The following is a 15,594-nucleotide window of genomic DNA, read 5'->3' on the forward strand; positions in this document are numbered from 1 at the left end:
TCTCATGCCTTAGCAATAGCTGAAATGTTAAATGACGATCTTGCCTCAGGTATGGCAACGTCGGAACATATACTACATTCATTGGAACAGAACAGCTATCTTATTATCGAAGACGGTTCTGAACTTATAGGTTTTATTCAACAAGAGAGTGTAAGAGATTACACTCTCTTTCGTTTTTATCCTTCAATTAAGGGTAAGATACCTGTTCAGAATAAATACAATTTTATTTCAAATTTCTATGTTAAACCTGATTCACGAAATAAAGGGTATGGATCACGTTTACTATCAGCTGCATTAAGTTGTGGTTCAGGACTGTACTCTGTCGCTAATAGTTTGCATCGACCAGAAGGATGGAAGGCTGAAACACTATTTAATTCCTTTGGTTTCGTAGATATGGGCGAACTTGAGGGATATTATTCTGATCCTTGCGATAGTGGCATACATCAGTGTAAATCACGATGTGAATATTGTAGGTGCCGAAGTTTTGTATATGTGAGAGAACCAAAATAGTTGTACGTTTAAAGACCCATTTAAATAGGTATGGAGAGGGAAAAGGTTAAATACTTCTCTTTATCTCAGATAGGACTGAAGTAAAATTGCGTAAAATAAGTATACTTTTGTGTATTCTGATTTTAACCGCGTGCAGTACACCTCAAGAAACAATCGAAACATCAAACCCTTCCAGTATTACTAAGGACGCTAATGGTGTTGAGTACATACCCTACGTCCCTCTAGAGAAATCCTCAGCTACTCTTGATACCTCGGAATGTCTTTATTCCGAATCCCGATCTGATGGCGATGATTTTTGTATAACTTTGGATCAGGCCGAGAGTCTCCCCAAAGAAGAGGAAACTTATTATAAAATTAAACGTATTATCCTCGAATTGAACTCCGCTTCAAAAAGCCACGTACCACCACTCGATGAAACTGACGTTATGGATATTATCACTTCTGCTGATAAAATTCCAGAGAATTCTTGGAGACCCCATCTCTCGGAATTCTCTGTTAACATAACTCGACCTTCTGATACTATCTCAAAGTATGAGATATCACAATTATCAGGAGTCTTGGCAGGAATCAATAAATTAACATTCTACGTTAATTTAGAGACTGGAGAATTTACAGAATAGAGGTTAAATTTATGGCAGCTTCTCGTGACACGTATTTGAAACATCCCAATGGTGTGAATCACATTCGGGTACCGAGTATCGGATATGCTCATTTGCATAAGTATTATCTCGATTCTGGCAGGGCCACAACTTTAACTGAACTCCAAAATGCAATGAATGTGCAAAAGCCTATTACTTTGCACGTCATCAAAGAGAATGAATGGTATTCGTTGGATTACACTGAATTTGCATGGATCAATACATTGGGTAAACGCTATATAGGTTAAACCAAAAGTCTGCATTTAGCAGACTTTTTGCGCTTTATCTTCTCGGAGGTCATCATGAAAACTACTGATCACGACTATAAACAACTCTGGGATGAGGTTGTAGGTCGGCTTTCACCAGCAGGTGTAAGTTTACTCTTCTTCATAATTACAATATACAGTACTGTAATCACTATCATCTCACGCCTTACCATAGAGGATAGCTCCGTCAGAAATAATTATAATCTTTATGATATGGTTAATTTAATGGGTAATGTGCTAATTTTTCAGATCATTTTAACTGCTATTTTTATAATAAAGCCCATTGCTTATAGGTTACAGAAATTACAAATTGTTATATTAGTCGTCTATATGTTTAAGTTTGGACTTGAATCTTATGTACTTGTTTTGATGTTTTATGATTATACACTAATGTCTAACGTTTACGGGTACGCTGTAATCTCATCAATTGCACTAGGTTTCATTGTATTAATATTTACATTAATTTACTGTAGTTACCGTATATCAAAAGGACATCTTCGTGAAGGTGGCGAAGGATTTCACAAATTACACCGAAATAGTCCTCTTTTACTCTTCCCACTATTTTCAGGAGCGTTAATTGTAGTTGTCGGTATCATTCTTTGTAAAGTTCAAAGTGGTTATGTTGATTATACCTTCTTCTTATTCCTCGGATTCCTCATGATGATTCAATATATCTGTTTTGCCTCTATTGCCGAAATAATCATTGTAGCTTATTGTAAGATCGAATATCCCTCTTTTACCGTGCAACCTATTAAATCACGCTTAAATATAAAGAACTTTAAGATTCGATAAAATCAATAATGAATCCCAATAAATAAGGACTGCACAGATAAATGTGCAGTTTTATTTTTTGGATGTGAATAAGTACCTGGATAGAATTAGGGGATAAGGGGAACATAAAGCGAGTGGTAAAAATGGTATTAAAAGTTAAAATACTATTGTTTTGATAAAAATACTATTGTTTTGATAGAAAAAAGCCTTGCATTCTACTATAGATTTGATATAATTAAGATAAGGAAAAGGAAATGAGGGATGAAGTTGTTTGGAAGATACCGATCAGTTAAGTCATATCGCGACAAAAATGGTAAGTATCGTAAGAAGCCTAGCAAAATTGAAATGGTATTTAAGATCATCCTCTCCATATATGATATGACACAGAAATTTAAAAGAAGACGTTAAAATACATAATAGTAAATAAAAACTACTCGGAGGTCGATATAAATGTTACATCAAACACATCAGCAGTTCGGTAAATTGTTCACGGTAGCGGCTGTACCTCTTGCAATTAAATTCAATATTTTACCTAAAGCGCCAGACATTAACTTGATTACAGTTTCACCAGTTGCTTACTTTGTTAACTGTCTCCCATTCTTGATTGCGGCACTGTTGGCATACTTGGCAGGTAACTGGGGATCAGGATATCCTGATATTGATTCACCTAACTCATTGCCAGCTAGAACAAACCCGTTGATTGCATTCTTGTTTCGGACATTTGGTGTAAAACACCGTGGTAGATTCTCACATTCACTGGCTTCGATCACATTGACATTCGGTGCGGCTTATGCGTTTATCAAATATCTTGCCCCTCAAATTCTAGGTAGTGTTCTTGATAAAGGTTTAGTTGATCCAACGTTAGTAAATTACTTGATTATGTTTGAATCAGCTTGTGGATTGATTTCGATCTGGGTAATCTTCGCTTATATCGGTGCTGTAAGTCACTGGGTTGGTGACATGTTGACTACAGACGGAGCATATATCTTCTGGGAAAAGAAAATCAAAATGTTCGATGCACCGGCATTCCGTGCAGGTAGTGCTTGGGAAAAACGTTTCTGGGAGCCACTGACTAAACACAGTTACATCCCAGCTGTAATCTTCATTGCATTCATGGTCTTCGGTCAAATTAACCTCTTTGAAGTTGTAGGGGCTATGATCAACCAATAATTAGTCTTAGCAATACCGTTCCCTCGGGAGCGGTATTTTTTTATTGCAAACTTTCAGCTAAGTCTAATCCGATATTTACATGACTGATCTATAGATTCGAAAGCAATTAATACGTACCATTATAGTAATATTGCATCTCCCGCTGTGCGAAGTGAGTAATGGTTTAGTAATAGAAGAAGGTGGGGTGTTAATTATTCGCGCTTTTTCTTTGATTAAGTCAAAGTACCGTGATTTTAAGGAGTATCGCGAGATGCTCTCACTGGAAAATCGGGCAGCACGGCGCGAAATAGACATCACCAAGAAGCAACATGCTCTACAAGCTGAATATGAAGTATTTAGAGCGTCTTTGCTAGCTGAATTGGATAAATGGTTCTATGAACATGATGCTGCTCGAGTTATAATCGACTTTAAACCTAGTGAAGGTGACGAAGTTGATTTGGACTTTGGACTTCTACTTGAAGATCCAGAAGTAATTACATTCTACGAAGTTTCAAAACAACCCTCTCATCCCACAACTCCTAATTTACCTCGGTTCGAATTTAAGTTCCCAGAGGTGGCCTGATGAAGATGTTTAAGAGAAAAGCAATCACCTCATTCTTGGCAATGAGTGTTCTCTTAAGCTCTATGGCAGGTACCGTATCCGCAGCAGACAGTATTACCGATTCGATTAAAGATGCAGCAGACGCGCTACTTTATTCGAATTATCCTATCCTCTCCACTTGGTATGTAAAGCATGATCCTTGGTCCGGAAAGGACACCATAGGCAATGACTACTTTGATGCTGAAGTCAAGAAGATTATTGCTAACCCTAACAGTTATGTGTTTGGGGTTTCGTCTATTACGGCGTATGCTCCATTGGATGCGAATGACTTTGATATCCAAACAAAGCCCTATGACAGAATTTACAGTAGTACTAAAGATGGAGCGAAGTACTCCGATTTAGTAGTAGTTGGTAGTAAGGCTTATATTGCTCGTGATACGAATAAAGGCAAAGGTACAACAACAATTGTTGGATATAAGAATTACTCGCCTTTTTCTATCAATCACTCTGTATCTCAAACTACAGCAGGTGATGGCACGAAGTACAATATGTGGACTGTCACATTCGCATCAGGAAGTAAAACTCGAATTGAACGTATCGCCAGTGAAATGAAAGATGCTAAAGATAGCGGAAAGTTCAAATATTACAATCCAGGTAGTAAGGGAAACTCTTCAGATGGTTCCGTTACTATTAGTAATATAACTGGTGATGGTCTTAGTTATCAGACAAGGTACAAAGTTAAAGTGACTATGCATGAAAGCTCTATTAATGCTAACATTTTACTTGACCTAGAAAATCGAGAATTAGGTAAGGGTTATGCTTGTGGTCAGGGCGCTGGGATGCAGTATTCCATCAAGAACGATGGTGATGTTGAAAACTCAGCTTGGCGGATGCAGAATGGAGCATCACGTCTAGGTGCTATTGCACGTCCTAAAGATACATTCCTCAGCAAACGCGCTCCTATTTTACTTCCTGGAATCTGGATAGGTTCTATTGGTGATACTGGGGGTGCAATTAATACCGACCAAGTTTCACCTAAAACTGTGCTTGGAGATAAGAGTGATACACGAAGTGATGTGCAGATGCCTCACTTCGATATTCTGGTAGATAGTTGCCGAATCGCTATTAATGACGTAGGTAGTAAATCTGTGATTCCTTACGTCGCTCCAAAAGCTGCTACTAATACATCTCATTCTACAGCCTTCAGTGCGGCCCAGGCAATTGCTGTTGAGAAGTGGTTTGCACCATTTTTTAACGCTACTGACAATGCGTCTAAAGAAAAAGCACTGAAAAATGTATTCAGAGATCGCCGTTATTTTGCTAACGCTGCGCAGATGGAAGATGACGCTGATAGCAGTAGTACTGGCGGTGGATCATCTGATGGAAGCACTGCGGATAGTGCCGAAGAACTTAAGGGAACTAAATTTACACTGTCGGGCGGGAAATCAGCTAGATCTCTCACCTTTGAAAATGCCCAACTGGCAGATAACCAGTTAGCATACTCAATCTTTAAAGTAATTTACGCAATCGCGAGATTCTTTGTTAATGCTTCCAGTGTATTTGTGGTTGTAGCTTTATTCTATATTCCACTAATTTGGTTAGCATATGTTCTCTCGAAACTGATAAATACGGATTTAGTTAAATATACTGTGCCGTTCAGGAAAAAATTAGCGGGTAAAGGTTTCTCAGCATTTTCTCCTGGATTTGCGAAACGGTTAACAGGATCAACTATCTTAGTATTGGTCTTCAGTGCGATGATAGTTTCGGGAGTATTGACAGACATAATCTCAATTTTACTACAGTATCTCGTTGAACTCTACTCGGCTGCGATAGGGATTAACGATAATGCTAAAATTAAATAGGAGGACTCAGTATGAGTTTACGTAAACGCTCAATCATCTTCGTTCTCGTGCTGTTGGTAGCACTGATGGTGCCAGTATCGGCATTCGCTTCATCTGATGGTGTAACACAGAACGTTGAGATCATTTCCAAGAATCTGACAAACCCTGACTTGGCGCCAAATATGTGGTTCGCCTTCAAATTCCTCAGTGGTCCGATGCAGATTTTGCAAGTTGTAGTAGGTGTCCTGTCCGTAGCAATTATCTTCTTCTTGCTGTTGCGGGTTACACTGGATTTGCTGGTACTTACCATTCCTGGTGCTACAGGTACAGGTATTGATAAGGTTACAGGCCAAATGCGTCGTTGGTCCAGCTTGAGTGATGGTGGGGCTTCAACCAACTATAAAGACTATCTACGTCGAGAGTTTATGACTAACGTCGTGTTGGGATTGATTATCGTCTCTGTAATCTCTTCCGGTTTGGCTATGATTTTGACAGCTAAATCAATCGACTTTATGGCATACGCTATGCGTCAAGTGGTAGATATCGATGTTAACTCGATGATGGAGAAATCTGGTGACGAGTTCAAGAAAGTTGTTGAGTCTGCTAAGGCTAACTACGGTGTCATCACAAGTGATAATACCTTCTTGAATAACTCTGCACAGTACTATGCGTCATACGGTTTCGATATTACCCGGAATGCTGACGGTAATGTAACAGGCGTTACGTTTAAGAATGATGCATTTAAGACAAAATATGAAACTATTTCCAATACTATGGGAGCCGAAGCAACTAAAAAGGCATTTGCTACCCAACTTGGATTCTCTAGTTTCGCGGGTACAGGTACAGGCGTAACAGTTAATGGCGCTAAACCTTAATATAAGGGTTTAGTCGGATAATACACACTAACATATATCAATACAATTAAGGGGAACTGGGTGAAAACTCAGTTCCTTATTTAATTTCAACGGAGGGATTAGCGTGAAGTTTAAACGTTTGATAGCTATCATCATGCTATTAACATTCCTCATCTCTGGACTATCTCCAGCAGCAGTGTACGCTGAAGAAACAGGCGATGGCGATACTACGGCAGACACATCATCCGCCCAACCGCAATATGCGGACACACTAAGTAAGCTTGGATTTCGATTTAACGACAAAGTATTAAGTCAGATTATCGAATTTACTTACAACGGTGAACCTTTCAAGACTCCTGATTCTTATGTAAGGGACTCAACAATTCCATTCGTTCCCTTATACTACCGAGTTAGTGAATTTCTTGGGATTGGTAGTAAGTACAAGATTCTAACGCTCGATAGGTTGCTCAATAACCCTTGGGCGGCTGTAGATACTGGTATTTACATAGACACTGGAAAGAAAACGTACGTTAAAATATCCGGATTGAACGATTTAAGTTTGGATAACATTAGTGGTACATTTAACTCCGCTGTCTTTAATGCTCAGTACTCAAAATATGGAGATAACTTGATAAAAGATAACTCCGGTGGAATCAAGGATTTGATTGTTGGTATTGACTATTATGGTAATATCGTAACAAACAACAAACAGATCATTATTCCATTCTATAACAACCCTATCATTGTTAACATGGCAAGCGGAACTACTAATGAAAGTAATGATGCATTCCTTAGTACTGGGGCATTAGGTAAGATATTGTCCCCAACTGGTAGTGATGAGAAAAAAGAACAGACGATTGATAGTTTGATCAAAAGTAACGAAATTACTGAACAAGATGCAAGGTTCGGTTATGTACTAACTGCCGGAATGCAGGATGGTGCAACATTACTTAAGGCTATTAATAACTACAGGTCATACTTTTCATCTCAATTTTACGCATATACCAAGGACCGAAGTTATGAAAGTCAGGTTGATTACTTCTCAAAAGTACGATCACAGCCTGTATGGGATTGGTTATACTTTGACACTGGTTTAAAGAAATTTGAGAAAGATCGATTAGCGGAAGCGATCAAAACTCCTGCTAAAGATTTTAGCACTGTAAGACCCTCAACCTCTATTGCTGATTTGATGTTATGTATTACATCAGCTAATAGAAAAGCCTCTGATAGTGAAACACCAACTCCTCAAATATGTTCTGAATCCAATTTCTTTAAGCAGCCTGATGCTGCGGCACTTACTAAGAAACTTCAACGTGGTGAAGATAATCAATCTATCACAACGAAGATTATGGAACAAATTTACGATCGATATGCACCAGCTTCTTTGGAAGTATCGCGTAAACTCAAAGGTTATATTGACGACGATTCAGCTAACCTTCTATACTCATATTTACCGAATAACTTTGGTATTGCTTCCGCTGGTAAAGTAACTTTTGACCAAATGGCGGACAAGCTAAAGAAAGAGGATAGTATCCTCGATATGATATATACCTACCTGAGTTTTGGGGTATGGAACCTGATTAAATTTACTTATACTGCACTGGGTCAGGAAGTGTATACTAAAGTATTCCTCGGACATTCTGGGAACTCGTTATTCTACACACCAACTACAGATCATTTTAGCTTCGTAAATATCGCAACTATATCTCTATACTTTGTCATGGCTGCGTTGTGTATTGCGAAGATGGGCTTCGATTTGTTCCGGATTATATTCCAGACGATGACAGGTAAGCAGTATATGCAAAGTTTAATAAAATTTGTATTAATCTTTGCGTTACCGCTGTTAGCATATAATTACATTGTCGATTTTACGTTTAATAAAACGAATGAAGCCTTTATCAAGGAGAACCTTTATCAAACAGCTGTCCTGGATAGGTCGGTAGATTATGATAGAGAGTTGATAACAACAGCTCCTGGTATGGCAGAGAACACAGATTTCCGCGATGCACTTGAAAATTATGCTATTCAGCTTCCGGTCTATGATGAAAATGGTGCATTTGTACAAAAGACATTCGGACTCTTCGATTTCTTGAACTATGCACGAAATAAGTCATTGACTTATGATGATTCACCTATCACGGAAGCAATAAATGAGCAGCAAACTAAGCGTGGATTTAAATCTGTAAATGAAGATGGCAGTCTCATTCAATATGTAAACATGTTAGGTACTAACGAGGAAAATAAATCATTCTATCAGCAGTATGCTAAGTATAATGAAACTTCTGCTAATGGACATAAAACTAATGATTTAGAACCTGGTGAGCACACTGTACCGGATATGTTTAATGAAATTTACTATCAATACGCAGTATACAGTCAGGTCCCAACTGGACAGGATCCTAAGGACTTGAAATTCGATGTAGAGAATTTCTATGGTAGTAAAGTCCGGGATATGATTGTGGAAACGATTAACAGAGCAAACTTCAACTATCAGGCAAGCGAAGATGGTAGTGTAGAAGATTCTCTCCGCGATATCTCAGGATTAACTGTAGTTAACAATACTATCGAATTATATAATAATGAATACACCAGCAATGTGGTTAGTAAACTTGAGGGTGCTGGAACTATTCGAGTTATTGACGAACGTTCTGATAAGTTTGTGATTGCTTCTGGATATAATGCAGATGGTAGTTTGATGATGAATCCTGAAAAATTGAAGCTGAAAATTGAGGATTCATTGAAAGTTGATGCTAACGACGCAACTGGATTCAATCTCGAACAGATGATGAATATTAGTACGGTATTAAAAGATGCCGCTGCTAGTGATCCTTTCCGACTCGGGCCTTTGGATTTCACGGCTTGCCAGAAAAATATTGACGCTAGTTGTGGTGTACTCTTAACAACATACTCCAAGTATTTACAGGACCTAGGTCTTATTGAAATTGTGGGTAGCGGATTTACTTTGTCAGGTGATACTGCGGAAGCTAAGCAGGAAACAATGGCAAAAATCAACGATATGGTTACTGAAATGAACTACAAGTTGATTGAAGACTTCCGTAAACATAACTTGATTTTCGATGACTTGAAGACACGTGATGATTTTGTACAGGCTGAGAATGAATTCCTCGCACTGAATACGTTCTTCTATCTCAACGACTACTTCGAAATCAAGGATGCACCGAAATCGTTCTATACTGCAGGTATTTCAACGGATACCTTCTTGCGGATATTGATGATTCCGATGAGTAAGTTCTCCTCCACTAATACCGATATCAATAACGTGATGGTGTATGTGGGTATGGAATATGATCCATTCACCTTTATTGTATTTTTGATCGAAGCTACAATTGTATTTACAGCATACAGTTTCATTAAAATCGGTGTTATCACTGTAGCCTTTAGTTTCTTGATAGTTCTGGCTGCATTGCAATCGATCTGGTATAAGAAATCTAGATCATTTGTCGGACTGATTTACATCTTTGTTGTATTTTACTTGATACACCTCGGATTCCTGGTATTGTGGAAATTGTTCACGATGCTTAATAACCGCTATCATAACTTTAACAATGATTATTGGTTAGCGGCTCCGGAACTGATTACAAGTATTGTTTTTTTGGTTTATTTTATTCTCGTTTGGAAGTTCGTCTTAATTCCAATGTACAAGAATATTAAATCAGATATTCGTAACCTTGGTGGCGCAAAAGTCTTGGCTGACATTAACAAAGTGTGGAACAAGACTAAAAACTGGGCTAAGGATCGTACTCGTGAATTGAAAGAGCGATTCAGCGATAGCGAATCTAACGATGAAGCTAGTAGTTCTGAGAATGGTTCGGTTTCAACTAAGGAAACTGAAGAGGATTCTACTGAGAAATTGGATCAAAGCCTTACCCCTCAGACAGTTCCAAATAAGGAACCTAATCCGCGACTAGTTGAAGAAATCAACAATATGACTAATAGCAATACTAGTGAAGGAACTACTGAATCTACAACTACGGAGACAAATTCTATTGTTCCTGAAATTGCAGATAATGGTACTATCCTTGGGGATAGTATTCAGGGTACGGCATTGGCACTTGGGGCCGGGGGCGCAGTAATCGATTCAGCTAAGAATATCATGGATGCGATGGGATATACGGTGACACAAGGTGATGATGGTGCAATCCAAATTACAGGTGTTGGTGAAGATTCAGTCCGTGGTATCTTCGGAAAAATAGCTGATGGTTTAGAATCCGATTCTGAAAAAGTAGCTGATACGCAAGATAATGTTAAGGTTGATAGTTTGAGTGAAGGACTTAATCAGGATATCTTACGTTCAGCTGAAAAAGACGGACTCATCAGCCCAACTCCTAAGGAGGATGGTACTCTTGATTACAGCCTGACTCCGGGAACAACACAAGAACAGTTGGATGAATTTGTCGTGCGTGAAACTACACGAAAAGTAACTGGGGCTGAAGAAGTTGAGAACCTTGCCTATGATACTGACGATGAAGGCAATACAAGCTTCATTAAATCAGATAAAACTAAGCATGTACTCGAAGAACTGAAGAAAGCCGGCGTGGTTACAGATTACGAGGAAGTTAACGGACGCTATGAGTTCAAGAAAGCTGAGAATGTATCTGAGGAAGATCTCAATTCTACTCTGGCTAGTGTTAATCAGTTAATAACAACTTCAACTGACCCACGTATGATGGCACTTAATTCACAACCTGATGGTGAGTCTCTCACTTTCGTAAGCGGTAAAGCTGAAGAAATGGGTGGAATTATCACTGAGTTGAATAACTCTGAAAAGGTTACTGAGATTGTTAAGGAATCTGTGGGATATGTAGAACTACCGTCAGGTGGTATCTCTTTGGTAAATAATGATATCAGTGAGCAAATTCTCAGTGATGCAGGTATTTCCAATGTAAGCGCAGTAAATGGAGTTTACGCGTTAAGTGGTGCAAATGCTGCTAAAGTCCAGGAGTACATGAGCAGTGTAGAACTCGATTATCGACGTACATCTAATGAAGATGGCGAATACACAATTAGTTCAAATGACACAATCACCAAAGCAGTAATTGCAGGGATTGCCGAACAAACTTCAGCTTCTGTAGAAATCCTATCTAATGAACTTCGTGAGACAGCTGAAGCACTTCGTCAAAGTGCTGAATCTATCAAAGTAACACCTATTACTCAATCTGTGAGTGATGGAATGTTGTCCCAGTTCAGCTTTACAATGGATGATGCAATGATTGCGAATTTGCGTGATGTCTTGGCAGGGAATGTAACTACTAACAACCAACACTATTACGCTGAAGTTAAAAATCAATTGAATGAAATTGGCGTTACATCTGTTGAGCAGTTGTACAAAGGTGATAATGGCGAGTATAACATGGTAACACGTCTAGGTACACGTGCAGACCAGCTGGAGAAAACTCTTGTAGATATTCAAGCTGCTCCGGTGGCAGGTCAGGATAAAGTTCCATCAACATCAGGTTTGAATGCTAATAGTAGCCTTGCAGGTAATACTCCGGCTCCTACTGGAGATTCAGCACCTCGATCAACTATGGATACACTTGCTAGACTGGCAGGAGATGCGCGCAATTAATAGACTTCAGAGGACGGAGCGATTATTCGTTCCGTCCTCTTTTTCATTATAGGGGAATAAGGAGTGTTAACAGTGAAAAAGAATAAGATTCCGCTTTCAATTGAACGGACTGAAGTATCGGCTTATAACTATTTCTTTAACGAGAAAAAGATGATTGCTCTTATTGCTACATTTATTGGAGGGGCAATTTTAACTTTCCTCTTAGTGAAGATGCTGAGTGCAGTGGTAGTTAACGGAATGACCTACGGTATGGTAATCGGTATTACATCTACTGTGGTCGCCTATTTCTTTATTTTCCGTTTCGTAGTATTTGAAGAAAAACGCCAACGTCGACTCTTGAAGAAATTACAGGATGAGCAACTGAGTGCATATGATAGTTTCTGGGAAATCTCGACTATTGATAAGGACTCTGGACTTATCCATTTCCGACCTGATGGTGATAAGATTAAGAAGGCTGTCGTAATCGAGGTTACTAGAGGTTCCATCGTAGCCCGGAATGCAAAATTCTATGAATACTACCAAAAGACGCTAACCTTATTTAAACGTGACTTACTTACTGAGGGTTATAAGATACGGCAATATTCGATGGCTAAGACTGGTAGTATACCGGAAAACTTGCAACACCTTATTGATAAGGCAAATGCTATTAAAAATCCAAAAGCACGACAAGTTGCAATTATGTACACTGATAATCTCTTGTCTAAGGTAAAACTATCTAAGGCGATTGAGGTAGATTATTATATGATTTACTGTGATCAGTATTATAAAATGCGTGAATTCCATCAAACTGTACGACGGATTATGTTGAGTAACTTTGAATCTAACTTCTTCAAGGATAAACAAATCCTTGACCGTCAAGGTGTAATGCAGTTCTTTGCGGAAGTTTTACAGGTTAAGGCATTCCCAATTATTGATCAAAATGCTACTGTGCCATTTGCAGAATATGGCGAAGTTGTTAGGGCATTTGATGATGCGGATAATGAACTCTTTATTGAACAGCTGGAAAGTGAGTTCACCGAAGGTCCAGAACAACACAATGAAGAAGATGAAGTTTGGGAGGAAGATGAAAATCTTACAACTAGACAGCGTATTGCCCAAACATTCAACATCGACTTTAACCTCGCAACAGAGACTTCACTAAAAGAAAAAGCCGATGAGATTAATCTGGTTAGGTCACTTGATCAACAAGAAGCTGAAAATCAGAATCAGGTTGAGACTGAACCTGAAAGTCTCGTCGAAATCTTCAAAACTAAACTATAATACTAAATAATTATATCTTTCAGAAATGGTGGTCGATCTTCAATGATACGTGTTATTGTTGTGGGAGGTAATACCGACGGGAAACTTGCTGAATCTATCAGTAGAAACGGCGATATCAAAGTCGTGAAGTCCTTTCCATATATTCATGATTTTCATAGGTATCTAACTGAAACATATGAAGGACTTGTTGACTTTGATAAAGTCGTAGTACTTCAGCACGCTTTTACCAATGACCGAGCTGATTCTATTGATGCGATTCAGCGAACTCAGGAAGCGCTTGTACTCGAAGTAGCAGTAAGTCCGGTATTGTACTTTGTCCTCACAGATGAGGAAATTTACTTACACTACGACGAACATATGGATGACATTCAGTATGATAAAACTTCTATGTTATTATTCAGAAAGATCGGTGTCAAAGATATCTATTCGACACTGATTGGAAGTTTTGATACGCAAGGAATTTACCATCCTAATTTTCCGAATATTAATATCGATCAAAAAACTCAGCAATTGCGTTCAGAGGTCGAACAGGACGAACAAGATGCGGCCGATGCTAAAAATAAGGTGATTGAGCCTGTGGTACCCCTGATTCAGGAGCCTCAAGCTGCGACTGAGGTAGTTTTCCGAGAATCCGGAGAAGACGAACCTGAGCCAGTTGGTCTAGACTATCCAGTCAAAAAAGGTGCTGGACTTTCGTCTATTTTCAAACGTAACAAGGTACCAAAGAACAAACCTAAAACTGACGCTTATAACTTTGGCAGTGAAGATGATAATGAAAATAAATCCGAAAATAATATTGATCATGTCGGTGATATCACTGAGGTAATTGAAAATACACCTCCTCAGACGGAGATTGAATCAGTACATGCAGTACCGGTTGAGCCGTTGAATACACCTCCGGTAATTCCGGTTGTACCGACTCAAGCAGTTTTAGAAATTCAGCACGATGCGGTTATCGAGACAACTGCTCCGGTTGTAACAGAAACTGTTGAAACTATCACAGAAGGTAGTTCAGCTGTACAGGTTGAGACTGTACCTGTTGAAACTAAGGCAGAGCGGCCTAAACGTGGACGGCAGAAACCTGCACCGGAACCTGAAGAAATTCCTGAACCGGCTGAAACTGGCGGTTTGGATTTAACTAGTGGCGGCGGAGGATTAGGTTCGAAGTTGCTGAATGGTGTCCTCGGACGGATTAAGCAGAAAGTTAATGCAAATCCAGAATTGCTACCTGATGGTGCTGAGTATCATACTAACGCAACGCCTAAACGTCGAAAGACTGATAATGTTAGTAATGCACCAATCGTGTATCAAGGTGCAGGGTTACGTAAAGGTACGCTGTTAATTACAGGAGACCGACGTAGTGGGGTGACATCTAGTGCGGCTAACATTGCTCACGCTTTAAGTGGCCAGGGTACGGTTGTAGTTGTTGATCTTGACTTTAAACGTGCTGGAATGACTAGGTATTTCGCGGAACATCTTGAGAACCCTGTCGATATCCGAAATACCTATTCTACTTATGCCGCTCTTAATAACCCATCTATTTTTAGTGAGGTAGGTTTTGTAATCAATGAAAATTTACTGTTACTAACACTGACCGAGCCGACAAGTTTTGTAATGGATCCTGAATTCCCTTGGACCGAGAAAATCGGTGGTAAAACACGAAAAGAACTACGTGAACCGCGACATATTTCTAGTCTGTTGTCATTCCTTCGGGGAGCAGTAGATTATGTGGTAGTTGACGTCCCAATGGAACTGGTTCAGGAATATCCAGATATTATTTTACAAGCTGATACGAGTATCCTCTGTGTGAATAACTCTGAGGAATCAATTCATAACACACTCTTGGTTGCACTCTCTGATATTTACGAATCCAATACAAATACATTCAATGCTGTAGTATCTCGTTTTAATATTTTGCTTACCAATTATAATAACCTGTGTAAAATTAAGGGTAAAGAAACTACGCCTGAATACGTTCAGAACTTCCTTCAGTCTCAGGGTGGCGTTTGGGCAAAAACACGATGTGTTGGGTACATTCCTCACCTCGATGATTTTGTGAAACAAACTCAAAATGGCGAACTCATTGTGCAGAAGGAGTTTGCTAATCATTTCTATGATCTAATTGGCAGAATGTAATTGCAGCAAATGGAGGAATA

The 15,594-nt window shown here is 39.0% G+C and carries 11 protein-coding genes; all 11 read left to right on the forward strand.

The window, feature by feature from the left end:
* The first annotated feature begins 51 nt into the window (after window positions 1-51).
* Window positions 52-510, forward strand: a complete 459-nt coding sequence (locus ABGV42_RS31845) for a GNAT family N-acetyltransferase (protein WP_431523594.1) — start codon at window positions 52-54, stop codon at window positions 508-510.
* Window positions 511-596: 86 nt separating this feature from the next.
* Window positions 597-1,130 carry a hypothetical protein gene (locus ABGV42_RS01830; protein ID WP_347380120.1) on the forward strand — a complete coding sequence of 178 codons (534 nt, stop codon included), beginning with the start codon at window positions 597-599 and terminating at the stop codon, window positions 1,128-1,130.
* A gap of 11 nt (window positions 1,131-1,141) precedes the next feature.
* Entirely contained in the window at window positions 1,142-1,396 is a 255-nt protein-coding gene (locus ABGV42_RS01835) for a hypothetical protein (protein WP_347380121.1), read from the forward strand.
* Between the two features lie 54 nt (window positions 1,397-1,450).
* Window positions 1,451-2,206: a hypothetical protein gene (locus tag ABGV42_RS01840; protein WP_347380122.1), complete on the forward strand. Its 756-nt coding sequence runs from the start codon at window positions 1,451-1,453 to the stop codon at window positions 2,204-2,206.
* 429 nt (window positions 2,207-2,635) lie between these two features.
* Window positions 2,636-3,355: a metal-dependent hydrolase gene (locus ABGV42_RS01845; protein WP_347380123.1), complete on the forward strand. Its 720-nt coding sequence runs from the start codon at window positions 2,636-2,638 to the stop codon at window positions 3,353-3,355.
* A gap of 184 nt (window positions 3,356-3,539) precedes the next feature.
* On the forward strand, window positions 3,540-3,917 hold the full coding sequence (locus tag ABGV42_RS01850) for a hypothetical protein (protein WP_347380124.1): 378 nt from the start codon (window positions 3,540-3,542) through the stop codon (window positions 3,915-3,917).
* Between the two features lie 5 nt (window positions 3,918-3,922).
* A complete protein-coding gene (locus tag ABGV42_RS01855) occupies window positions 3,923-5,758 on the forward strand; it encodes a hypothetical protein (protein WP_347380125.1) in 1,836 nt (611 codons plus the stop codon).
* Window positions 5,759-5,769: 11 nt separating this feature from the next.
* Window positions 5,770-6,612, forward strand: a complete 843-nt coding sequence (locus ABGV42_RS01860) for a hypothetical protein (protein WP_347380126.1) — start codon at window positions 5,770-5,772, stop codon at window positions 6,610-6,612.
* Between the two features lie 103 nt (window positions 6,613-6,715).
* Window positions 6,716-12,178, forward strand: coding sequence for a hypothetical protein (locus ABGV42_RS01865; RefSeq protein ID WP_347380127.1), 5,463 nt, complete (start codon window positions 6,716-6,718; stop codon window positions 12,176-12,178).
* Between the two features lie 72 nt (window positions 12,179-12,250).
* The gene (locus tag ABGV42_RS01870) at window positions 12,251-13,438 is read left to right on the forward strand and encodes a hypothetical protein (RefSeq protein WP_347380128.1); all 1,188 of its coding nucleotides are present in this window, start codon (window positions 12,251-12,253) and stop codon (window positions 13,436-13,438) included.
* A 42-nt stretch (window positions 13,439-13,480) separates the two neighbouring features.
* Entirely contained in the window at window positions 13,481-15,574 is a 2,094-nt protein-coding gene (locus tag ABGV42_RS01875; RefSeq protein WP_347380129.1) for a hypothetical protein, read from the forward strand.
* The last annotated feature ends 20 nt before the right edge of the window (window positions 15,575-15,594 follow it).

It is taken from the genome of Paenibacillus pabuli (assembly GCF_039831995.1).
Lineage (GTDB): Bacteria > Bacillota > Bacilli > Paenibacillales > Paenibacillaceae > Paenibacillus > Paenibacillus pabuli_C.